This window comes from Amycolatopsis sp. A133, assembly GCF_031082405.1.
Lineage (GTDB): Bacteria > Actinomycetota > Actinomycetes > Mycobacteriales > Pseudonocardiaceae > Amycolatopsis.
In genome coordinates this window covers 163,049-184,380 of sequence record NZ_JAVHJU010000020.1, presented here as the reverse complement: position 1 = coordinate 184,380, position 21,332 = coordinate 163,049, and the positions used below count along the sequence as shown (strand labels likewise).

The window sequence follows — 21,332 nt, the reverse complement described above, 5'->3', positions numbered from 1 at the left end:
CTGGGCACATGACGAAGGCGGAGCGCTGGCGCCGGTACTGGGACCGCAAGTCCACGACCTACGACGCGGAGATGAGCGGCTGGGACCGCCGGCTCTTCGGCGACTCGCGGGAGTGGGCCTGCGGCCAGGCCTCGGGCGAGGTCCTGGAGGTCGCGGTCGGGACCGGGCTGAACCTCCCGTGGTACCCCGCGGAGGTGACGATCACCGGCCTCGACCTCAGCGAGGGGATGCTCGCCATCGCCCGGGACCGCGCCCGCGGGCTCGGCCGCCCGGTGACGCTGCGCCAGGGCAGCGCCCACCGGCTGCCGTTCGACGGGGCCTCGTTCGACACCGTGCTGTGCACCTTCGGGCTCTGCGTCATCCCCGACCCGGCGGCCGCGGTCGGGGAGATGGTGCGGGTGCTGCGGCCCGGTGGGCGGCTGATCCTGGTCGACCACGTCGTGTCGTCGTCGTGGGTGGTGCGCGGTCTGCAGCGGCTGGTCGAGCTGGCGAGCGTCCCGCTGGCCGGCGAGCACTTCCGGCGGCGGCCGCTGAAGCTCGTCGAGGCGCTGGGAGTGCCGGTGGAACGGCGGGAGCGGTTCAAGCTCGGGCTGGTGGAACGGCTGGTCGCCCGCAAGGTCAGCTGATCAGCACGCTCTCGTCGAGCCCGGCCAGCAGGGCGGCGGCGTCGTCGTAGACCGCGACCGCGCCGGCCTCGGTCAGCTCCGCCGCGCCGACGCCGCCCGAGAGCACCGAGACCGTGCGGACGCCGGCTTTCTTGGCGGCGTGGACGTCCCAGACCGCGTCGCCGACGAAGATCGTGTCCTCCGGTGCGGTCCCCGCCTTCTCGAGGGCGGCGAGCACCGGCTCCGGGTCGGGTTTGGTCGCTTCGACGTCGTCGCCGGAGACGATGCCGGCGATGACGTCGTCGACGTCGAGGACCCGGCGCAGTTCCTTGAGCTCGTCCGGCGCCGCCGACGTCGCCAGCACGACGCGCATCCCGCGCCCGGCCAGGGTGCGAAGGAGGTCGGGGGCCTTGTCGAACGGCCGCAGCAGGTCGGCCGTTTCCAGGTAGAAGCGGCTGTGCAGCTCCTTCGCCTCGTCGCCGATGCGGGCGGCGTCTTCGTCGCCCAGCAGGGTGCTCAGCAGCTTGCCGGACCCCTTGCCGATCGCGCGGTGCACGCGCCAGGAGTCGACCTCCCGGTCCAGTGCGTGGAACGCCCGGCGCCAGGCGTGGACGTGGAGGTAGTTGGAGTCGACGAGCGTGCCGTCGACGTCGAACAGGACCGCGGTGGCGATGGTGGTCTCCTCGGGTTCGGTGCGGGTTTCTCCGTGCTCCGCGCGGGTATCGGGAGGGTGATCCGATTACCCCGGCCCGGAGGGAAGTACACATGACCGGCCTCGTCTCGACGGGCTTCCGCGGGCTGGCGGCGCTGCGCCGGGCCCCGGCGTTCCACCCGGTGGGCGTGGTGCTGCGCGGCGAACTCCGGGCGATCGCGGACGACCTGCCGTGGCCGTCCGGGCCGTCGCCCGTCGTCGCGCGGCTGTCCAAGGGCGCCGGGACACGGGGGCGGCTGCCGGACGCGCTCGGGCTGGCCGTGCGGATCCCCGGTGCGGGCCGCAACGGCGGACCGTGGGACATCCTGCTGACGACGGCCGGCAGCGGTCACTTCGGCCGGATGCTGCCCCGGCCGGCGGGCGCCTGGACCCGGGGCGCCTACAGCAGCCTCGTGCCGTACCGGCGGGCCGACCGGCTCGTCTGGCTGGGGGCGTGGGCCGGGGCTTCGTCGCCGCGCGTCGAAGCGTCGCTCGACGCGGCGAGGGCGGCGGAGAAGTGGGAGTTCGTGCTCCGGACCGGCCGCCAAGACGGGCGCTGGTGCGACAGCGCGGTGCTGACGCTCACCGGACCCGGCGGGGACGCGCCGTCGTTCGACCCCATGCTGAACCACCCCGACGGGCTGGAGTTCGCCCCGGACTGGCTGGTGCGGGTGCGGGAGCGGGCCTACGCGGGGAGCCGGGCCGGGCGGCCGTCCTGAACGGCCGCCCCGCCCGGCGCCCGGTCACCGCGAGTCGGCGACGGGGCTGCGCGTGGCGCCGAGCGGGATCAGCCCGAGCGCGATCATCACGACACCCAGGCCGAGGTGCAGCCAGTTGTCGGCGGTGTTGACCGGGACGAAGTTGGCCGCACTGCCGTGGTCGATCACGAGGCCGTAGAGCCACAGGACGAGGTAGACCACCCCGCCCCCGATGAGGAACGCCCGCGCACCGCTCGCGGTCCTCGCCATCGCGAGCCCGGCGACGCCGAACGCGAGGTGGACGATGTTGTGCAGGATCGAAACGGCGAAGACGCCCAAGAGCAGCGCGCCGGAATGGTGACCGGCAAAGGTGAGCATGTCGTAGTGGGTCGTCACGCCGGGGATGAAGCCCAGCAGGCCGACCAGCAGGAAAACCACTCCCACGATCGCGGCGAGAAGCTGGCGGGGGGTGCGCCGGACCTCGGTCTCCATTGATGACATGGTCGCTTCCTCCGATTTCGGATGGTGGATCCCTCGGCCGGGGGACCCGCCGGGCGGCATGCCCGGCGGCGCGGCGCGCAAACGCGTTTGCCCGCTCGTGCCGCCGGGTATGCCCGGGTTTCGCCCGATCGGAGGAAGCGATGAGCACTCCCGAAATCGACCCGGTGACCGCCGCGAGCATGGAAGAAGACGCCGACATCGGCGGGGAGCACACCGAGCCGACGTTCCGCGACCAGTCGCCCCGCGCGGGCGAGAGCGACGAAGAGGGCGCCGACCGCGGGGGCATGCCGCCGGAATGAGGTCAGGAGCGGCCGCGCGGGTAGCTCCGGCGTTCGCCGATCCGGCCGTCCTTCGTGTGGATGAAATGGGCCGTGCCGCGCTTGATCGCCAGCTTGCGGCCCTCCGCGACGGCGTCGGACTTCGTCTCGGCGCTGCCGGACGCGCGCGAGTTCCCGACGACCTTGTTCTTCCAGACCGAGCCGTCGTAGAACGTCTCGACGTCGCCGTCGGCCGGTTCGAGCGTGGGCTCGCCGCCGGTTTCCGCCGGTTGCGCCGCGTAGGTGCCGTAGAGGGCGGGGTCGGGCTTCGGTGCGGTGCCGGGGCCGCCGAGGGGTTGGGGGTCCATGAGGTATTCGATGCCGGCGTCGGTGGTCCAGCTGGTGCCTTTGGCGCCGTCGGGGCCGTCGGAGAGGTGCCAGATGGTGTGGTTGTGGGTTTGGTCTTCTTCGTCGAGCAGGGCGTTGGGGACGATCTCGTCTTCGAGGCCGTCGGCCTTGAGCTCTTCGATGGCGGCGAGCCACTGCTTTTGGTGGACGGTGTCGCGGGCGAGGTTGAACTGGAGCATGGCTTTGACGCCGGGGTCGTCGGTCATGTTGTAGAGGCGGGCGGTTTGGAGGCGGCCTTGGGCTTCGGCGGCGACGTTGGCGCGGAAGTCGGCGAGGAGGTTGCCGGAGGCGACGATGTAGCGGCCGTTCCAGGGGTAGCCGTTGCTGTCGGCTGGGAGGGCGCCGCCGCCGGCGACGATGGCTTGCTGGACGTCCATGCCGCCGAGGGTGGCGGCCATGACGGGGTCTTTGACGGCTTCGGCGGTCATGGTGGCGGGGGCGCCTTCGAGGAGGCGGGCGACCATGGTGGCGAGCATTTCGACGTGGCCGATTTCTTCGGTGGCGGTGTCCATGAGGAGGTCTTTGTACTTGCCTTCGATGCGGCAGTTCCAGCCTTGGAACAGGTACTGCATGGTGACGGACATTTCGCCGAAGGCGCCGCCGATGAGTTCCTGGAGTTTGTGGGCGTAGACGGGGTCGGGCTTTTCGGGCTTGGCTTCGAACTGCAGCAGCTTCGTGTGACGGAACACGTGGTCTCCCTTCCGAGTCCGGGGGGTTCCCCCGTACGGCCGTATCAACCGGGAAATCGCCGTGTTTGACGGGTTCGGTACGGGATATCCGAACGGGTGGTCGTCGTAGAGGAGGTGGTCGCCGGTGCTCGCCCGGCACAAATCCGTCTGGCTGGTGTCCCGGCCCGGCGCGCCGGCGAGGGCTTCGGTCGTCGGCGTGCTCGACCGGACGACCTACGCCCAGCTGCGTGACCGGCTGCTCGAGTTCGCGGCGGACTCCGCGGACGGGGTGCTGATCGACATCGAGCGCCTCGAACTGCGTGACCGGAAGCTGACCAGGGTGTTCGCCCTCGTCGCCCTGCGCGTCGGTGACTGGCCGGCGCTCCCGTTCGCGCTCGTCACGGGCCGGCCGGAACAACGAGCGGTGCTCGCGGCGGCCGCGGTGGACCGCTGCGTACCGGTGTTCCCGGACACCGGCACGGCGGAGGCCGCCCTGACCCGCCCGGCACGACGGCGGGTGGGCCGGCTGCTCGACCGGTCGTCGCGCACGTCGGCGCGCGCCCGCGGGTTCGTCCGCGGGGTCTGCGCGGAGTGGATGGTGCCCGAGCTGGCGGAGGACGCGGAGCTGGTCGCGACCGAGCTCGTCGAAAACACGCTGCGCCACACGGATTCCGCGCCCCGGCTGCGCCTCGAGCTGCGCCGCGGGACGCTCGCGGTGGAGGTCTCCGACGAGAGCGCCCGGCCGGCGGTGTTGCGTGAGGACCTCGATCCGGCCGCGGCGGGGCTGGGTTTGCGGATGATCACGAAGGTGGCGAAGACATGGGGGAGCAGCCGGTCGAGGGCAGGTGGGAAGACCGTGTGGGCCCTGCTGGCCCGTTCTTGAACCGCCGCAGTGAAACCCAAGGCCACCGCCGGGCAACGGATGCCCGGACGGTGGCCTTCCAGCGCAACGGCAGAGCCGGTCAGGAACCCGGGCCGGAGTAGATTTCCGCGGCCGGGGGCTCCGAGACGGTCGTCGGCTTGTTCCAGTCGCCGAACTCCATGGCGCCGCTCTTCGGGTCCTGCATGCGCAGCAGGTAGTGCGGCTCGGTCGCGGCCACCGTGGCCGTGCCGTCCGGGCTGGTGAAGGTCAGCGCCGGCGTGCCGGCCAGCGTGGTGGGCTGGCCCGCGGTGAAGCTCGACTTCTCCAGCTCGCCGAGGGTGCCCTCGGTGAACGACTTGTAGTCGAGGAACACCTTGAAGGCCGCCGCGATGCCCTCGCCGATCTTGGCCGTCGAGGAAACCCACTTGCCGGTGATCTGCTTCGCCGCCGCGGCCGGGACACCGGCCTGCTTCACCAGCGAGTCGGTGAACTTGAAGTAGTACTTGTCGCCGATCCGCAGCACCGGGATCTCGAGGCCGTCCTTCACCACCGTGCCGCTCGCGCTGTCCGGGTTGAGCTGCAGGTCCAGGTTGATCGTGCTGCCCTCCTGGGCCATGGTGCCCTTGACGTGCACGGCCGTGGCCTGCTTGGCGGCGGCGGTGATGGCGGCCCCCACCTTGCCGGCGTCGAGCGCCGGGGCCGCCGTCGCGGACGGGGCCGCGGGGGCGGCGGACGTGGCGGCGGCCGGGGCCGCGGTGCCCGCGGTACCGGAGCAGCCGGCGAGGGCGAGGGAACCGGCGGCGAGGAGCGCGGCCAGGCGGAGGCGAGGCATGGGTAGTCCGTTCGTGAAGGCCGGGGCGTCCCCGGACACGAACGGGCTATCGTCCGAACGGGTGATCCGTTACACCTGCCGGTCCGCCGTGACGGACGTCATCGGCCGCGGTCAGTCCACGGGGCGGCGGGGGCGGGGGCGGAAATCACGTTCGGTTTCGACTTCGCCTTCCGGCGTGTGGACAAAATGCCCGACGCGGCGCTTCCGCGCGATCTGCCGCCCGGCCAAGACGGCGTCGACGCGCCGGGGGGAAGTGTTGGACGCCCGGCGGCCGCCTTCGACGCGGTTCTTCCACAGTCCGTCTTCGTAGTAGGTGTGCACATCACCTTCCGCCACGACGCCGCCTCCCATCGTGAGTGCTGGAAGGCTGCGGATGCCCGGGGACGTAGCGGACAAACGTTATCCGGCGTTCAAGCCAGCCCGAGTACTCCGATGGCGTTGTCCTTGAGGATCAGCGGCCGCACTTCGTCCTTGATGTCGAGCGCGGCGAAGTCGGCGAGCCAGCGGTCCGGGGTGATCACCGGGAAGTCGGAGCCGAACAGCACCTTGTGCTTCAGCAGCGTGTTGGCCGCGCGGACCAGCTGCGGCGGGAAGTACTTCGGCGACCAGCCCGAGAGGTCGATGTACACGTTCGCCTTGTGCGTCGCGACCGAGATCGCTTCGTCCTGCCACGGCACCGACGGGTGCGCCAGGATGATCGTCAGGTCCGGGAAGTCGGCGGCGACGTCGTCGAGCAGCATCGGGTTCGAGTACCGCAGCTTGATCCCGTGCCCGCCCGGCAGGCCGGCACCGATACCGGTCTGGCCCGTGTGGAACAGGGCGGGCACGCCCAGCTCGGCGATCGCCTCGTAGAGCGGGTAGTACCGGACGTCGTTGGGCTCGAACGCCTGCAGGCTCGGGTGGAACTTGAACCCGCGCACCCCGTGCTCGCCGGCCAGCCGCCGCGCGCGCAGCACGGCCGCCTTGCCGGCGTGCGGGTCGACCGAGCCGAACGGGATGAGCACGTCCGCGTGCTCCGCGGCCGCGTCGGCGATCTCCTCGCTCGACAACGCCGGGTGCCCGGTCGCGGCCGGCGCCTCGACGGTGAAGACGACCGCGGCCATGTTGCGGGCCCGGTAGTGCTCGGCGATCGCGGTCACCGTCGGCGTGCGGTCCTGCCCGGCGCGGAAGTACTTCTCGGACGCGTCCAGCAGTTCCTGGTCGAGGGCGAAACAGCCGTGGCCGTCTTGCTCGACGTGGGTGTGGACGTCGATGGCGGTCAGGGAGGAAAGGTCCACGAGGTGCTCCAGGTCAGGGCAGGTCGGGCTGCGCGGCCTTGGCGGCCAGCAGGTGGTCGAGGACGGCGTCGCGGGCGGCGACGAGCCGGTCGTGGTCGGTGCCGTCCAGTTCGGCGTCGACACCGGCGACGAGCGTTTCGGCGAGTTCCGGTGTCAGGTGGACGCGGCCGAGGTCGCGCCACCACTGTTCGGTGGGCGGGCCGAGGTGGCGCAGGACGTGCGCGAGCCCGCCCGCGCCGCCGGAGAGGTGCTGGTTGACGAACGGGCCGAGCACGGCCCAGCGCAGGCCGGGCCCGTGCGCGATGGCGGCGTCGATGTCGGCGACCGTCGCGACGCCGCGCTCGACGAGGGAGTACGCCTCCTGCCACAGCGCGGCCTGCAGCCGGTTCGCGACGTGGCCGGGTACCTCCCGCGTCAGCCGGATCGGCCGCTTCCCGGCCGCCAGGTAGAACTCCACCGCGCGGTCGACGACCTCGGGCGCGGTGGCGGCGCCCGGGACGACCTCCACGAGCGGGATCACGTGCGGCGGGTTGAAGGGGTGCCCGACGACCACGCGCTCGGGGTGCCTCGGGCAGCCGCGCGCGATGACGCTCGGCAGCAGCCCGGACGAGCTGCTCGCCAGGATCACGTCCGGCCGCGCGGCCTCGTCCAGCACGCCGAACAGCGCGTGCTTGACGTCTTCGCGTTCGGGACCGTTCTCCTGCACAAAATCCGCCTCCGAGACGGCCGCGCCGGCGTCCGTGGCGAAGCTCAGCCGATCCTGCGAAGCGTCTTCGGCGAGGCCGAGCCGGATCAGGGTCGGCCAGTGTGCGGCGACGTCGGCGCGGAGGCGGTCCTCGGCGCCGGGCGCCGGGTCGGTGGCGATGACGTCGTAGCCCCGGGCGAGGAAGTGCGCGGCCCAGCCGGCCCCGATCACGCCGGTCCCGACGATCGCGACGGTGGTCATGCGCGCTCCGGGAGAAAGGCGTCGAGGGACGTGGGATCGGCCAGCACATCCCGGCCGACGACCTCGCCGACGGGGGCGCCGCGCAGGAGTTTCTTCACCGGCAGCTCCAGTTTTTTCCCGGTGCGGTTGCGGGGGATCGACGGCACGGCGGTGATCGCGTCCGGCACGTGCCGCGGCGAGAGCGCGGTCCGCAACGCCGACGCGATCCGGTGGCGCAGCGCGTCGTCGAGTTCGGCGCCGGACCGCAGCGCCACGAACAGCCGGAGGTCGCCGTTGCCTCCCGCGGGGTCTTCGAGGTGCACGACGAGGGAGTCCTCGATTTCCGGGAGCTCCTCCACGACGGCGTAGAACTCGGCGGTGCCCAGCCGGACGCCGCCGCGGTTGAGGGTGGCGTCCGAGCGGCCGGCGATGACGCAGCTGCCCTCCGGGGAGAACCGGATCCAGTCGCCGTGCCGCCAAACCCCGGGGTAGGTCGAGAAGTACGTCTCGCGGTAGCGCTCGCCCGAGCCGTCGCCCCAGAATCCCACCGGCATCGACGGCATCGGGGCGGTGATCACGAGCTCGCCGAGCTCCCCGACGACCCCGGCGCCGCGCTCGTCGAACGCCCGGGCGTCGACGCCGAGGCAGGGACCGGAGATCTCACCCGCCACGACCGGCTGCAGCGGGCTGCCCTGGACGATGCCGCTGCACACGTCGGTGCCGCCGCTGCCGACGTTGAGCAGGACGTCCGGGAACCGCTCGTGCACCCAGCGGAAGCCCTCGGCGGGCAGCGGGCTGCCGGCCGCGCCCAGCTGCCGCAGCGCGGACAGGTCGTACTCGGCGGCCGGGTCGAGGCCCGCTTTCCGGCACGCCATCAGGAATCCCGGGCTCGCGCCCATCAGCGTCGCGCGCGTCTCCGCGGCCAACCGCCACTGCCAGGCGAGGTCCGGGTGCAGCGGGTTGCCGTCGACCAGCACGATCGACGCGCCGGTCAGCAGCCCCGACACCAACGCGTTCCACATCATCCAGGCGGTGGTGGAGAACCACAGCATCCGGTCGCCCGGGCGCAGGTCCCAGCTGAGGCCGTGGTTCTTGAGGTGCTCCAGCAGGATTCCGCCGTGGCCGTGCACGATCGCCTTCGGCTTGCCCGTGGTGCCGGAGGAGAACAGCACGCACAGCGGGTGCGCGAAGCCGACGGGCTCGAACCCGGGTGCACTTTCGGTGAGCAGGTCGGCCCAGGAGAGCGTGCCGGGCAGGTCGTGGCCGCCGTAGGGGACGTGCACGACGTGTTCGGCGGTCGGCAGGCCCGCGCGGATCTCCGCGACCTCGGCGCGGCGGTCGACGTCCTTGGCGCCGTAGCGGTAGCCGGACACCGTCAGCAGCACCCGCGGCTCGACCTGGCCGAACCGGTCCACCACCGAGCGGGCGCCGAACTCGGGGGCGCAGGAGGCCCAGATCGCGCCCAGGCTCGCGACCGCGAGGTAGGCGACGACGGTTTCGGGGATGTTCGGCAGGTACGCCACGACGCGGTCGCCGCGCCCGACGCCGAGGCGGGCCAGCCCGGCGCGAGCGCGCGCGACCTGGTCGCGCAGCTGCCCCCAGGTGAGTTCGGTGCGCTCCCGCGTCTGGGAGTAGGCGATGACCGCGGCCTCGTCGTCGGGCCCGTGGCCGAGGGCGTGCTCGGCGTAGTTGAGGGTGGCGCCGGGGAACCACTCGGTGCCGGGCATGGTCCGGTCGGGCACGACCGCGGTGGCCGGGGTGGGGAAGCGGACACCGAAGAAGTCCTTGATCGAGGACCAGAAGCCGTCGAGGTCGGTCACCGACCAGCGGTGCAGGCCGGGATAACCGTCGAACGAGTGCCCGCGGGCTTCCAGCCACCGCAGGTACCGCCCGATCTCGGTGGTTTCGCGGACGTCGGGCGCGACCGGGCGCAGGATCATCGGCCGACCTTCCCGGCGCGCTTGTCGAGGAACGCCTGCATGCGTTCCTTCGCCTCGGCGCTGCCGCCGGCGATCGCGGCCATCAGCGCCTCCATCAGGTAACCCTCGGCCGGGTTGGCTTCGGCGATGCGGGGCAGGGCCTGGAGGACGGCGAAGTTCGTGATCGGCGAGTTGCCCGCGATCTTGCGGGCCAGCCCGAGCGCGTGCTCCAGGCCGTTTTCGACGCGGTAGTGCGACAACCCGACGGCGTGGCCCTCGTCGGCGTCCAGCACGCGGCCGGTGAGCATCATGTCGGCCATCCGGTGCGCGCCGATCAGCCGCGGCACCCGCACCGACGCGCCGCCGCCGACGAACAGCCCGCGCTGCCCCTCCGGCAGCGCGTAGAACGCCGAGGGCTCCGCGACGCGGATGTGCGCGGCGGCCGCCAGTTCCAGGCCGCCGCCGACGACCGCGCCCTTGAGCACGGCGATCACCGGGACGCGCCCGCGTTCGAGCCGTTCGAAGGCGCGGTGCCACATCATCGAGTGCTCCAGGCCCTCGAACGCGTCCCGCTCGGTGAGCTCGGAAAGGTCGAGCCCGGCGGAGAAGTGGTCGCCGACGGCGTCGAGCACGACGGCCTTGACCCCCGGCGGCGGCGCGCCGAAGAACGTCTCGAGGCCGAGCACGGTGGCGTCGTCGAGGGCGTTGCGCTTTTCGGGACGGGCCAGCCACAGCACGGCGATGTCGTCCCGCAGCTCCAGGCGCAGCGAAGGGGGCAGGAGTGGGGTGGTCATGCGGGTCCGTTCGTGAAGGTTTCGGCGGCGAGGGTGCGCAGTTCGACGCGGCGGATCTTGCCGGTGGCGTTGCGCGGCAAGGCGTCGGTGAACTGCACGTGTCTCGGCACCTTGTAGCGCGCCAGGTGCCGCTCGAGGTGGGCGCGGAACTGCGGTTCGTCCAGTTCGGCCTCGGGCCGGACCACGACGAAGGCCGCACCGGCTTCGCCCCAGCGCTCGTCGGGCACCCCGACGACGGCGCAGGCCTCGACGGCGTCGAGCCGGAGGGCGACCGCTTCGATCTCGGCCGGGTAGACGTTTTCCCCGCCGGAGATGATCAGGTCCTTGACCCGGTCGACGACGTGGGCCCAGCCGTCGTCGTCGACGCGGACGACGTCGCCGGTGCGGAACCAGTCACCCTCGACGAAGCTCGCCGCCGACTCCGCGGGCCGGTTCCAGTAGCCGCCGAAGACGTGCGGGCCGCGCACCAGCAGCTCGGCCGGTGTCCCGTTCAATGCTCGGGGAGTGAGATCGGGGCCGAGGGCCGCGACGTCGGTGAAGAAGTGCGGCACGCCGGCGGCGACCGGGTGGTCGAGCGTGCCCTCGTGGGTGGCCATCGACACGCCGGGAGCGGCTTCGGTCATGCCGTAGCCCTGGAGGAGTTTCACACCGCGGTCCAGCCACGTGCGGGCGACGCGCTCGGCCACCGGTGACCCGCCGTAGAGCACGCAGGTCAGCGAGCTCAGGTCGGTGCGGTCCCAGTCCTCGTGGCGGCACATCATCTCGAGCATCGTGGGGACCGCGGAGAAGCTCGTGATCCCGGCTTCGCCGATCCGGGCGAGGATGGTGCCCGGATCGAACTTCGCCACCGGTTCCACGCTGCCGCCCTTGAACAGCGTCGGCAGCGTGATCTGGCCCAGCCCGACGCAGTGGAACAGCGGCGCGATGCACAACGCCTTGTCGGTGCCCAGGACGTCGAGGTGCGCCAGCTGGTTGACGGTGTTCCAGGTGAGGTTGCCGTGGGTGAGGACCGCCGCCTTCGGCCGTCCGGTGGTGCCGGAGGTGTAGAGCAGCAGGCACGGATCTTCCAGCCGCACCGCGGTGTCCGGCGGCGGCCCGGCCTCGGCGAGCTCCGCCTCGAAGTCCCGTTCGTCCCCAGCTGGGTCCGTCGCGACGACGACGCCGTCCGGCAGCGCACCGGCCGCCGCCACGAGGTCACCGGTGTCCGCGCTGTGCACCAGGACCGAGGCGCCGCTGTCGCCGAGCATGTACCGGATCTCGACGGGGGAGAGCCGGTAGTTGAGCGGCACGAAGATCGCGCCGCACCGCGCGGTGGCGAACAGCGTCTCGAACACGGTGATGTCGTTGACGCCGAGGTAGGCCACGCGGTCACCCGCGCGGACGCCGAGCCGGGTGAGCGCACCGGCGAGCCGTTCGACCCGCTCGGCGAGCCCGGCGTAGGTCAGGCTCCGGTTCCGCTGCACGAGCGCGGTCCGGCCGGGGTTGATCCGCGCCCGCCGCGCGGGCCAGCTGCCCAGACCGAAGTCGGGGAAGTTCACTGCTGCCTCCTTCACAGGCGGAGCACCGGTTTGCTCGTCTTGCCCGCGAGCACGTCGTCCACTGCCTGCTGAATCTGCCCGAACTCGTGGTGGGTGACCAGCTTTTCGGGCGGGAACCGCCCGGAGGCGACGAGTCCGGCCAGCGCCGGCACGAGCGTCTGGGTCTCCGCGTCGCCCATGGTCGGGCCGGCGACGCGCGTGACCGCGGCGGATTCCACGACGGCCGCGGTGGTGGTGGGCATGGGAATCTCCTGACGGGGGGCGGTCGCCTGTCGTGAGTGGTAAAGCGGGTTCTAACCCGCCTTAACACTCACGAGCGTCAGGCCTGCAGGCTGCCTGGCCGCGTCCACGTCGGCGGTCGTCGCGCGGGCGAGGGTCGGCCGGGTCCACGGCGTCGAAGCGCTGCGCGGTCTCCGTCCAGCGGCCGCCGATGAACAGCCATCCCGGCGCGACGTCCGGGCGAGGCCGCAGGCCCGGCCGCTCGTCCACTGCGGTCATCGGCGTGCTCCTCACTGAGCGAGTGTATATCAGGAACCCTGAGATAGCTGATGATGAGCGGGCCGTGCGCTCCTGTCAAGGGGCCGTGGCGCCGGGTGGCCGCGGTTCGCCTGATCACGTGGCCGAAGGGGTTTCCAGGCGCCGGTCACGGTGCTGGTTCACCCGGATGGGGGGTTTGAACGGCGCGCGTGCGGGTCGCGTGCGGCGGTGCGGGGTTCGGCCGTTGGCGGGGTTGCGCCGTTCGGATCAAGGACTACGCTGCGAAGTGCAGTTCAGCAGCACCATCCCTCCCCCGACTTGCGGCGGACGAGCGGGTTGGCGAGACCCGGTCGGCACGTCATCTGCGAATGAGGCGTGGAAAATGTTGGTCGTCCAGCCCCCAGCGACGGCGATTCCCCAAGCGCCGTCGGCGCGCGAACAGCGCAGTGCGTTCGACATCCAGGTGATCCGGCCGTACTTCGGCGCGGTCATGGTCCGGATCCGCGGCGCCCTCGACGCCGACAGCGCGCCCCAGGTGCGTTCGGCGTTGAGCACGTGGGCGCACCGCCGGTTCCCGGTCCTCGTGCTCGACCTGTCCGGCGTCGACTTCCTCGACGGAGCCGGGCTCGCCGCCCTCGGCGGCATCCAGGCCCGCGTGGTCCGCGAGAACGCGACCCTGCGCGTCGTCACCGGGGACAACCGGGTGGTGCGCCGGGCCCTTTCGGCCAGCGGCCTCGACCACGCGCTCAACGTCAGCCGCCTGCCGTCCGGCTGGGAACGGGCCACGGAGATCCCGAGCCAGAGTTAGGCGGGGGTGGGCGCCCGCAGGCCGCCGATCGTTTCCCGCCGTGCGTCGTCGGCCGGGGTGGGCTCGATGCCGCCGAAGCTGGTACTGCACCTCCACCAGCTCCCGCGCCATCGGGTTGAAGAGCCCGTCCGTCACTGTGGATGCTCCACGGTGGACAAACGGGTGGTTGAACCGGTGGCAGGCGGGGAAATTGGTCCTCATGCCGAGTGAAGCACCGTTTCGTGAGGGAGACGGACCGGACGAAAACGACCTTCCGGTCACCCGGCCGGCGTGGCCGGTCACGACGCTCAGCGCACTGGCCCAAGGCGGCCTGCTGTGGGTGGTCGTGGCGGGAGTGCTGGCGTGGCGGCCGGGCCGCCGGCGCCGGGCCGCGGGCCGCGGGCTGGTGGCCGCCGCGGCCGGAATGGCGTTCGGCCACGGCATGAAGGCCGTGGTCCGGCGCCGGCGGCCACCGGCGGACAGTCTGCCGGCCCACCGCGCGCTGCTGGAGAAACCGAAGTCCTCGGCTTTCCCGTCGACGCACGCGACGACGGCGGCCGCGTTCACGGTCGCGGTCGCGCTCGACGCGCCCGCCGTGGGAGCCGCACTCGCGCCGCTGGCGGCCGCGGTTTGTTACAGCCGGCTCCGGACGCGGGCGCACTGGCCGACCGACGTGTACGGCGGTGTGGCGCTGGGGGCGGTCGCGGGTGGCGTCGTGCACCGGCGGTTCAGGCGCGGGAGTGAGCGCGGGCGGTAGTGCGGTAGCGCTGGGGTGGCCGGTTCAGGCGCGGGCGGTAGTGCGGTGGTAGTGCCGGGGGACCGGCGGTTCAGGCGTGGAAGTAGGCCCGGACGGTCGTGCCGTCGTCGCCGGTGTGCAGGCGGACCAGGTCGGCCAGGTGGTTGACGAGCAGCAGCCCCCGGCCGCGGGGCTGGTAGGGCGTCGCGGGGTGGCGGCCGGCGAGGGGATCGGTGAGCCGGCCGCGGTCGTGGATCTCGCAGACGAACTCGCCGTCGCCGCCCCAGAACCGGACGGTGCCGGACCCGCTGCCGTGTTCGACGCTGTTGGTCAGCAGTTCGGTGACGACCACCGCGACGTCGGCGACCTGATCGGCGCCCAGCCCGCAGGCGGTCGCGCGGACGTGGGTCAGTGCCCTGGCCGCCGCGAGGTCCGTGGTGTCCGCCAGCTCGAACGCCCCTTCCGGCACGGGCAGGGGCTCGTTGTACCGGGCGATCAGCCCGGTGGGGTCGTAGCCGGTGCTGGCGCGCCGTCCGGTGCCGTCGATCAGGACCGGGTGCGTGGCCTCGGCGTCGGTGAGGACGTCCGGGGCGAGCGACTCGACGTCGTAGGGGCAGAGGATCGTCGCGTCCCGGCCGGTGAAGGCGAGGTTGATGAGAGCTTCGTGCTGGGCGCACGCCGGGTACTCGACGGCCGACCGCGCCGCCCAGATCGGCTCGCCGATGATCCGCACCGGCCGGCCGGGGTGGCTGTCGGCGAAGGCACGCAGCACGCCGGGGATGATCCGGCCGGGGTTGCGCCCGGCCTCGGTCATGTCCAGCAGCCGGACCCGCGTGGCGTCCGCGCCGAGTTCGCGTCGCAGCAGGGCGAGGTTGTCCCCGGGCACCGCGACCGCCACCGGCTCGTCCGCGGCGAGGCCGCCCCACACGAACGGCACGGTGCCCGCCAGGTACTCGGCGGCACCGCGGTAGAACAACGCGGGGTGCACGAAGGTGCCCGCACCCGCCTCGGCGGTGGCACTCAAACCGCTTCTCCTTCCGCCGGGGACGTCACCAGTATGCGCGAACCCCTCCCCGCATCGGGCTACCCCTCGTCACGTGAGGTGGTCAGACCGGATCGAACCGGACCGGCGCTGCAGTGGCGGCCTTCGTTTCGACCGGGGGTCGGCTCGTCGGAGATCCGTTCAGCTGCCACCTCGACGAGGCGCCGGTCCCGGCCGTGCACGTCGCCCGGAGTTCGCCGAGGGAAGCCAGGGAAGCCAGGAGATCCCGCAGCCGGTGGCCGGTCACGTCGCTTCCGCTTCGAAGGCCGCGCCGAGTTCCGTGAACTGCTTTGCGGCGTCCTTCAGCAGGCCGGCGTCGCCTTGGCGGCGGGCGTGGGCGCGCGTCAGGGCCGCCGCCGTCCAGCGGTTGTGTGCTGCGTGCCGCTCCGCGCGGGCGATGTGGTGGGAAATGTCCGGGGCGTTGAGCGCCACGGCCAGTTCCGCGGCCAGGCCCGCCGCGTAGCCGTCGAAGCGGCCGGGGGTGAAGGCGGTGCCGACTTCGGGGAGCAGTCCGGCCAGGCCGGTGCCGGTGTGCAGGGCCACCCGGGCCCGGACGAACGCGTCCAGCGGCGCCAGGTTGGCCGACTCGGCCGGCGTCGCCACGCCCGCGACCGCGGCCGCGCGGGTCCGCCATTCGGCCATCGACGGCTCGTCGCCGGACAGGCCCGCCGCCAGCGCGGCCGCGAGCAGCGGTACGCCGAGGGTGGCGTTGCGCGGCGGCCCGGTTTCGGCCGTCGTGTGCCACAGCTCGTCGGCGGCCGTGCGGGCTTCGGCGAACCGGCCGGTCAGCGCGAGGGCGGTGACCAGGCCGCTCGTGCCCCAGTACGGGTGGCCGGCGAGCGCCGGGTCGCCGGCCGCGCGCCTGCTCAGGGCCAGCGCGCCGGACAGCTCGCCGGTGGCGACGGCGTAGGTGATCGCGGCCCGGAACGCGTCCAGCACCTCGACCGCCGCGTGCGGGTCGGTGCGGTCGAGCGTCGTGACGAGGGCGAGGCGCTCCTGGGTGGTGCGGTACGCCCGGTCCGGACGGCCGGCGAGTGCCTGCGCCGTGCACTGGGCGTCCAGCGCGGCGCTGAGCAGCAGCGGATCGCCGGACGCCGCCGCGACGGCTCGCCCGGCGGCCTCGGCGTCGACCGACTGCGGGCCCGGTCCGGACCGCCAGGCGCGGGCGACGGCGACGCTCGCCGCGGCTGCCGGTGCCCGGGTGGCCGCTTCGGTGGCCTCGGCGAGCAGCCGGTCCAGTTCGGGCTCCGGCACGGGATCGGTGACGAAGCCGGCGCCGCGGAACCGTTCGGCCAGTACGACGGCGCCGGCCAGGCAGACCGCCCGCGTGGCGGGGTCGCCGGCCGCGCGCCCGGCCGCGACGAGCAGCAGGTCGAAGTGGTCGCGGGCGTGGGTGAGCAGATGCGTGCCGCTGCCCGCACGGGCGAGATCACCGGCGGCGACCGCGGCGGACGGCGCCCGGTCCGCGGCCGTGCGCCAGTGGGTCACCGCCTCCGCCAGGAAACCGCGCGCGTAGGCCAGCCGCGCCAGGTTCGCGGCCAGGTCGTGGTCGAGCTCCGCGGTGGCGCGGGTGCCGGCGGCGGGGGCATGCGGATGGGGGTGGTTCGGGGCGGCGCGGGTGTCCGCGACGGAGGCATGCGGGTGGTGGTCCGAGGTGGCGTGGGTGTGGGCGGCGGGGGCGCGCGGGCGGGAATGGTCCGCGATGGCGCGGGTGTCGGCGACGGGGGCGTGCGGGTGGGGGTGGTCCGGGGTGTCGGCAACGGGGGCATGCGGGTGGGGGTGGTCCGGGGTGCCGGCGACGGAGGCATGCGGGTGATCGTGGTCCGCGGTGGCGCGCGTGTCGGCGAGGCGGCCGTGTTGGTCGTGGCGGTGCTCGCCGCAAGCCGTGCCGCCCTCGGTGACGCAGGTGCGCAGGTCGTCGGCGATGCGGTCGAACTCGTCGCGCCAGTCGCCGCCGAGGCGGGTGGTCAGCTCCCGAGCGCGGTGGGCCGCCCACCGCCGGTACCGGGCGGTGACCTCGGCCGCCTCCGGCGAGCCGTCCAGCCGTTCGCGGGCGAAGCGGGCGACCCCGTCGAAGAGCGTCCAGGTGCCGGCCTCACGGTGGGCCGTGACGAGGGATTTGTCCACCAGCCGTCCGAGCAGGTCGGACACCGCGCCGACCGACAGGTCCGGGGACAGCGCCGCCACGTCGCCGAGGGCGAAGCCGTTGCGGAACCGGGAAATCCGGGCCAGAAGCGTGCGTTCCTCGGCGCTCAGCAGGCGGTGGCTCCACTCGAGCACCGAGCGCAGCGACCGGTGCCGGTCCTGGCCGCGGCCGGCGGACAGCACGCGCAGCGGGTCGTCGGCCAGTCCCGTGTGCAGCGCGTCGATGCCCAGCGAGGCCACCCGCGCGGCGGCGAGCTCGATGTTCAGCGGTGAGCCGCCCAGTGCGCGGCAGAGCGCGGCGACCTTCGCGGGGTCCGCGTCGAACGCCGGGTCGACCGCCTTCGCCCGCTCGGTGAACAAGTCGGCGGCGGCCGGCAGCGGGCCGAGGTGCAGCACCGTTTCGCCGGGCACGCCGAGCCGTTCGCGGCTGGTCGTCAGCACGCTCAGCCGCGGGCTCGCCGCCGTCAGCGCGGTGATCACGTCGGCGACGTCGTCGGCCACGTGCTCGCAGTTGTCCAGCACCAGCAGCGCCCGGCCGGCCAGCTGCGCGGTGACGGCGTCCGACAGCGGCTGCTGCGGGCGGGGGCGGACGCCGAGCCCGGCCGCGACCGACTCGAGCACCGAACCGGGCCGGCTGGGGAGCAGGTTGACGAAGGTGGTGCCGTCCGGGAACAGGGGCGACGCCGCTTCGGTCGCGGCCACGGCCAGCCGCGTCTTGCCCATCCCGCCCGGGCCGAGCACGGTCGTCACCCGGCTCCCGGCCACCAGCCGCACCACGGCGTCGCGCTCGGCCGCCCGGCCGACGAAGCTGGTCGGCGGCCGCGGCGCCCCCACCACGAGCCCGGCCGGCGGGCCGGCGAGCCCCGGCGCCCGCGCGGCCAGTTCGCGGCGGTCGCGGGCGGCCAGCTTCCGCAGGAGCGTGGACACGTGGCTCTCGACGGTCCGCACCGACACGTAGAGCCGCTCGGCGATCTCCGCGTTGGTCAACCGGTCCGCGACGGCCAGCAGGACTTCGCGCTCGCGCGGCGAGATCGTCGGCGCGGTCGGCATGGCCCGATTATGCCCGGTCGCCGTCTCCGTACCGGAACTCCGTGGTGGATTCCGTGGCGCATTCCGTGGTCGCCACGGATGCCCCGGCACCCGGGCCGCCCCGAAGATCACCACCACAACGGCAACCGACCCGGAAGGAACACCATGGTGGTCATCGCGAAGGAAGACGACCTGCGCATCGGCAGCGGGCGCACCGCCCGGTTCGAAGGCGAGGCCCACGGCTCCGGCATCTCCTTCTTCCACGTGCACAACACCGAAGGGCAGGGCCCGGACGCCCACGTCCACCCGTACTCGGAAACCTGGGTGGTGCTCGCCGGTCAGGCGCTCTTCCGCACCGCCGACGGCGAGGGCACGGCGCACCAGGGCGACGTCGTGATCGTCGGCGCGGGCACCGCGCACGCGTTCCGGGCCGTCGGCCCCGAGCCGCTGCGCATGCTGTGCATCCACGCCTCCCCACGCATCGAGCAGGACTTCCTCGACGACGACGCGGCCGCCGAAGCCGGCGTCACCTTCTGAAACCCCCTCCCGAGAGGACATTCGCCATGACCACCAGCGTCGCCACGGTGACGCTCACCCAGGCCGCGACCCGCGAGGGGGTACGACCTGACCCGCCACCCGCTCAGCGCGCTCAGCACCGGCACCCTCGGCTGGGTGCAGATCACGAACTTCGTCCTCGTCGGTGCGCCCGGCCTCGGGGGAGCGGTCTCGCGGCTGCCGGCGGTGTACGGCGCCGGGATGGTCGCGGCCGGGCTCCTGCCCTCGGACCCCGGTGCCGGCTTCCCGGCGGGCACGCCCGAGGGTCCGCCGGCGGCGCTGTCGTGGCACGGCTTCGGTCACCTGGTGGCCGGCAGCCTCTCCTTCCTCGCGCTCATCGCCGTCTGTCTTGTGCTCGGCCGCCGGTACGCCCGCGCCGGGAACCGCCGTGCCGCCGTGCTGTCCGCGGCCGCCGGAACCGCGCTGCTGCTGGGCAATCTGTGGGCGATGACCGGCGGCCGGGCCGGCACCCTGACCCTGGCCGCCGGGGTGATCACCGCGATGCTGTGGACTTCCGCCGTCGCCGCCCGCTCCCGGTGACCGCCGCGGCGGTCACCGGGAGCGCCCGCGGCTTATGGCGTGGTCAGGTCGAACCGCTGGAGGGTGACCGCGCCACCGAGCGCCTGGGTGGCGTGGTTGAACACGGCGAAGCGGTAGCCCATGAAGAACTGCCACGCGTTGTTGAGCGTGAACGGTGTCCCCAGCGGGGTGAAGTTCACCCCGTCAGTGCTGTAGGAGAACCGGGCCTGGCGGCCGGTGCCGGGGCGGATGTCGGCGTTGGCGCGCAGCCAGATCCGGCTGCCGGACAGCGCTGCGCTCGCCACCTCGGTTCCGGTGCCGGTCGTGTTCCAGCTGCTGTCCATGGTCAGGCCGTTGACCATCACCACCCGGTTGCGGCCGCCGTCGCGTTTGACGCCGATCCACGCCGAAGAGTCGCGCAGCATCGCCAGGCCGGTGCGGTCGCCGTCGCGCATCGAGGTCAGGTCGAGCGTGGCGGTGCCCGTCGAGGTCGGCCCCTGGATGCGCCGGGTCACGGTGTTGCGGGCGGAGTACAGGTCGCCGGTGACCGTCGCCGTGGACAGCTTGAGCCCGTTGGCGACCGAGAACTTCGTGGTGTCCGGGTTGTGGTTCCACTCCCACTGCGGTCCCAGCGCCGGGCCGGGGAAGGTGTCGGTGCCGGTCATCGGCTCGACCTGACGGGGTGGCGGTGGCAGGTTCGGCTTCGGGTAGGTCGTGCCCCAGCGGCCGTTGACCGTCTGCAGCCGCGGCCAGCCGTCCGCCGTCCAGGTGACCGGGGCGAGCGCGGGGACGCGGCCGCCGGGGTAGGCGTCGACGAAGGCCAGGTAGTACCAGTCGCCGTTCTGGGTCTGCACCAGCCCGCCCTGGTGGGGGACGCCGCCGCCGGAGATCGGGCCCGGCAGGTCCAGCAGCACCTGCTGCACGGTGTAGGGCCCGAACGGGTTGCTCGCCTTCAGGATGTACTGGCCGTTGGCGGGGCGGGTCACGAAGATGTAGTAACTGCCATTGCGCTTGTAGAACCGGGATCCTTCGAGCGTGCCGATGTTCGACGGGGTCTGGAAGACCTGCTGCGAACGGACTTCGGACTTCCCGTCCTTCGACAGCTGGGCGACGCTGAGGGTGGTGTTGCCGTAGGCGACGTACATGGTGTCGTCGTCGTCGACGAGCATGCCGGCGTCGTAGTAGCACTTGTCGATCGTGGTGTGCTTGGACCACGTGCCGTCGACGGCGGTGGCGGTGTAGATGTAGGTCTTGGCGAAGTCGATGCAGCCACCCCAGTAGAAGGTGTTGTTGCTCGCCCGGTGGTTGAAGAACGACGCCCAGATCCCGCGCACGTACCCGCGGCCGCCGTTCAGGTCGTACTTCGCGCCGAAGTCCAGTTTGGGCACGGAGTGGCCGGCGAATTCCCAGTTCACCAGGTCGTAGGAGCGCAGGATCGGCGCGCCGGGGGAGTAGTGCATCGTCGAGGCGGAGTAGTAGTAGGCGTTGCCGACCCGGATGATGTCGATGTCGGCGAAGTCCTGCCACAGCACCGGGTTCGTGAAGGTGGACGGCTGGTTCGGGGTGGTCGTGGTGATCGGGGTCGTCGGCGTGGTCGGTGTGGTGGGGGTCGTCGGCGTGGTCGGAGCCGTGGGGTCCACGCCCCCGGTGCAGAGGACGCCGTTGAGCCGGAACGCCGCCGGCGCCGGGTTGGCCGAGGCGAACGTGCCGTTGAAGCCGAATTCGGCCGTGCCGCCGGTGGGCAGCGCGGTGTTGTAGGCGACGTTCTTCGCGCTGACCTGGGTGCCCGACTGGGTGATCGTCGCGTTCCAGTGCTGGCCCACCTGCTGGCCGGAAGCGAACGACCACTCCAGCGTCCACCCGCTGATCGTGTCGCCCAGGTTGGTGATCGACACGGACGCGCCGAAGCCGCCCTGCCACTCGGAGGTTTTCGAGTAGGTGACCGAGCACCCGGCCGCGGCCGCGGCGGGCGAGGACACCGCGAGCAGCGTCGCGGCGGCGCCGGTCACGACCGCGGTCGCCGCGGCCACTGCGGATCGGTGAAGGGTTGCGGACATGATCTTCCTT

At 72.8% G+C, this 21,332-nt stretch carries 21 protein-coding genes and 2 pseudogenes; 8 read left to right on the top strand and 15 right to left on the bottom strand.

Translation table 11 applies throughout. The features are described 5' to 3' along the window. The first annotated feature begins 8 nt into the window (after positions 1-8). Entirely contained in the window at positions 9-626 is a 618-nt protein-coding gene (locus Q5425_RS17360; RefSeq protein ID WP_308673278.1) for a class I SAM-dependent methyltransferase, read from the top strand. On the opposite strand, the gene Q5425_RS17355 is transcribed toward Q5425_RS17360, so the two are convergent. Continuing rightward, complete coding sequence (locus Q5425_RS17355) at positions 619-1,263, bottom strand: HAD family hydrolase (RefSeq protein WP_308673302.1); 645 nt, start codon at positions 1,261-1,263, stop codon at positions 619-621. The genes Q5425_RS17360 and Q5425_RS17355 overlap by 8 nt on opposite strands. Before the next feature lie 107 nt (positions 1,264-1,370). Between Q5425_RS17355 and Q5425_RS17350 the strand changes: the two genes are divergently transcribed. Beyond that, on the top strand, positions 1,371-2,015 hold the full coding sequence (locus Q5425_RS17350; protein ID WP_308673277.1) for a hypothetical protein: 645 nt from the start codon (positions 1,371-1,373) through the stop codon (positions 2,013-2,015). 24 nt (positions 2,016-2,039) lie between these two features. Here Q5425_RS17350 and Q5425_RS17345 read toward each other — a convergent pair whose 3' ends face one another. Beyond that, entirely contained in the window at positions 2,040-2,486 is a 447-nt protein-coding gene (locus Q5425_RS17345) for a DUF4383 domain-containing protein (protein WP_308673276.1), read from the bottom strand. Between the two features lie 149 nt (positions 2,487-2,635). Between Q5425_RS17345 and Q5425_RS17340 the strand changes: the two genes are divergently transcribed. Next, positions 2,636-2,794, top strand: a complete 159-nt coding sequence (locus tag Q5425_RS17340) for a hypothetical protein (RefSeq protein ID WP_308673275.1) — start codon at positions 2,636-2,638, stop codon at positions 2,792-2,794. Positions 2,795-2,796: 2 nt separating this feature from the next. Here the strand turns inward: Q5425_RS17340 and Q5425_RS17335 are convergent. Together Q5425_RS17335 and Q5425_RS17330 are read right to left on the bottom strand one after the other, a co-directional pair. Further along, positions 2,797-2,970, bottom strand: a pseudogene (locus tag Q5425_RS17335) (DUF2188 domain-containing protein); the annotation flags it as partial. 78 nt (positions 2,971-3,048) lie between these two features. After that, positions 3,049-3,849, bottom strand: a pseudogene (locus tag Q5425_RS17330) (manganese catalase family protein); the annotation flags it as partial. Positions 3,850-3,973: 124 nt separating this feature from the next. Here Q5425_RS17330 and Q5425_RS17325 point away from each other — a divergent pair. Beyond that, a complete protein-coding gene (locus Q5425_RS17325; RefSeq protein ID WP_308673274.1) occupies positions 3,974-4,711 on the top strand; it encodes an ATP-binding protein in 738 nt (245 codons plus the stop codon). 79 nt (positions 4,712-4,790) lie between these two features. Here Q5425_RS17325 and Q5425_RS17320 read toward each other — a convergent pair whose 3' ends face one another. The 8 genes from Q5425_RS17320 to Q5425_RS17285 form a co-directional block, all read right to left on the bottom strand. Beyond that, on the bottom strand, positions 4,791-5,522 hold the full coding sequence (locus tag Q5425_RS17320; RefSeq protein WP_308673273.1) for a hypothetical protein: 732 nt from the start codon (positions 5,520-5,522) through the stop codon (positions 4,791-4,793). A 111-nt stretch (positions 5,523-5,633) separates the two neighbouring features. Continuing rightward, positions 5,634-5,858 carry a DUF2188 domain-containing protein gene (locus Q5425_RS17315; RefSeq protein ID WP_308673272.1) on the bottom strand — a complete coding sequence of 75 codons (225 nt, stop codon included), beginning with the start codon at positions 5,856-5,858 and terminating at the stop codon, positions 5,634-5,636. Positions 5,859-5,932: 74 nt separating this feature from the next. Beyond that, entirely contained in the window at positions 5,933-6,799 is an 867-nt protein-coding gene (couO, locus tag Q5425_RS17310) for a 4-hydroxyphenyl-beta-ketoacyl-CoA hydrolase (RefSeq protein ID WP_308673271.1), read from the bottom strand. 13 nt (positions 6,800-6,812) lie between these two features. Continuing rightward, complete coding sequence (locus Q5425_RS17305) at positions 6,813-7,745, bottom strand: 3-hydroxyacyl-CoA dehydrogenase NAD-binding domain-containing protein (protein ID WP_308673270.1); 933 nt, start codon at positions 7,743-7,745, stop codon at positions 6,813-6,815. Further along, positions 7,742-9,664 carry an acetoacetate--CoA ligase gene (locus Q5425_RS17300; protein WP_308673269.1) on the bottom strand — a complete coding sequence of 641 codons (1,923 nt, stop codon included), beginning with the start codon at positions 9,662-9,664 and terminating at the stop codon, positions 7,742-7,744. The genes Q5425_RS17305 and Q5425_RS17300 overlap by 4 nt, the downstream gene beginning before the upstream one ends. After that, on the bottom strand, positions 9,661-10,437 hold the full coding sequence (locus Q5425_RS17295) for a crotonase/enoyl-CoA hydratase family protein (protein ID WP_308673268.1): 777 nt from the start codon (positions 10,435-10,437) through the stop codon (positions 9,661-9,663). The genes Q5425_RS17300 and Q5425_RS17295 overlap by 4 nt, the downstream gene beginning before the upstream one ends. Further along, positions 10,434-11,975: a long-chain fatty acid--CoA ligase gene (locus Q5425_RS17290; protein ID WP_308673267.1), complete on the bottom strand. Its 1,542-nt coding sequence runs from the start codon at positions 11,973-11,975 to the stop codon at positions 10,434-10,436. Before Q5425_RS17290 ends, Q5425_RS17295 begins: the two co-directional genes overlap by 4 nt. Positions 11,976-11,986: 11 nt before the next feature. Further along, complete coding sequence (locus Q5425_RS17285) at positions 11,987-12,217, bottom strand: hypothetical protein (protein WP_308673266.1); 231 nt, start codon at positions 12,215-12,217, stop codon at positions 11,987-11,989. A gap of 617 nt (positions 12,218-12,834) precedes the next feature. On the opposite strand from Q5425_RS17285, the gene Q5425_RS17280 reads away from it, so the two are divergent. Continuing rightward, on the top strand, positions 12,835-13,260 hold the full coding sequence (locus Q5425_RS17280; RefSeq protein WP_308673265.1) for an STAS domain-containing protein: 426 nt from the start codon (positions 12,835-12,837) through the stop codon (positions 13,258-13,260). A 199-nt stretch (positions 13,261-13,459) separates the two neighbouring features. Continuing rightward, on the top strand, positions 13,460-13,996 hold the full coding sequence (locus tag Q5425_RS17275) for a phosphatase PAP2 family protein (RefSeq protein ID WP_308673264.1): 537 nt from the start codon (positions 13,460-13,462) through the stop codon (positions 13,994-13,996). A gap of 70 nt (positions 13,997-14,066) precedes the next feature. Here Q5425_RS17275 and Q5425_RS17270 read toward each other — a convergent pair whose 3' ends face one another. Together Q5425_RS17270 and Q5425_RS17265 are read right to left on the bottom strand one after the other, a co-directional pair. Beyond that, entirely contained in the window at positions 14,067-14,999 is a 933-nt protein-coding gene (locus Q5425_RS17270; RefSeq protein ID WP_308673263.1) for an anti-sigma factor RsbA family regulatory protein, read from the bottom strand. A gap of 261 nt (positions 15,000-15,260) precedes the next feature. Beyond that, on the bottom strand, positions 15,261-18,212 hold the full coding sequence (locus Q5425_RS17265) for a LuxR C-terminal-related transcriptional regulator (RefSeq protein WP_308673262.1): 2,952 nt from the start codon (positions 18,210-18,212) through the stop codon (positions 15,261-15,263). 144 nt (positions 18,213-18,356) lie between these two features. On the opposite strand from Q5425_RS17265, the gene Q5425_RS17260 reads away from it, so the two are divergent. After that, a complete protein-coding gene (locus Q5425_RS17260) occupies positions 18,357-18,728 on the top strand; it encodes a cupin domain-containing protein (RefSeq protein WP_308673261.1) in 372 nt (123 codons plus the stop codon). 135 nt (positions 18,729-18,863) lie between these two features. After that, on the top strand, positions 18,864-19,286 hold the full coding sequence (locus tag Q5425_RS17255; RefSeq protein ID WP_308673260.1) for a DUF998 domain-containing protein: 423 nt from the start codon (positions 18,864-18,866) through the stop codon (positions 19,284-19,286). A 32-nt stretch (positions 19,287-19,318) separates the two neighbouring features. On the opposite strand, the gene Q5425_RS17250 is transcribed toward Q5425_RS17255, so the two are convergent. Next, positions 19,319-21,322: a family 43 glycosylhydrolase gene (locus Q5425_RS17250; RefSeq protein ID WP_308673259.1), complete on the bottom strand. Its 2,004-nt coding sequence runs from the start codon at positions 21,320-21,322 to the stop codon at positions 19,319-19,321. Positions 21,323-21,332: the final 10 nt, after the last annotated feature.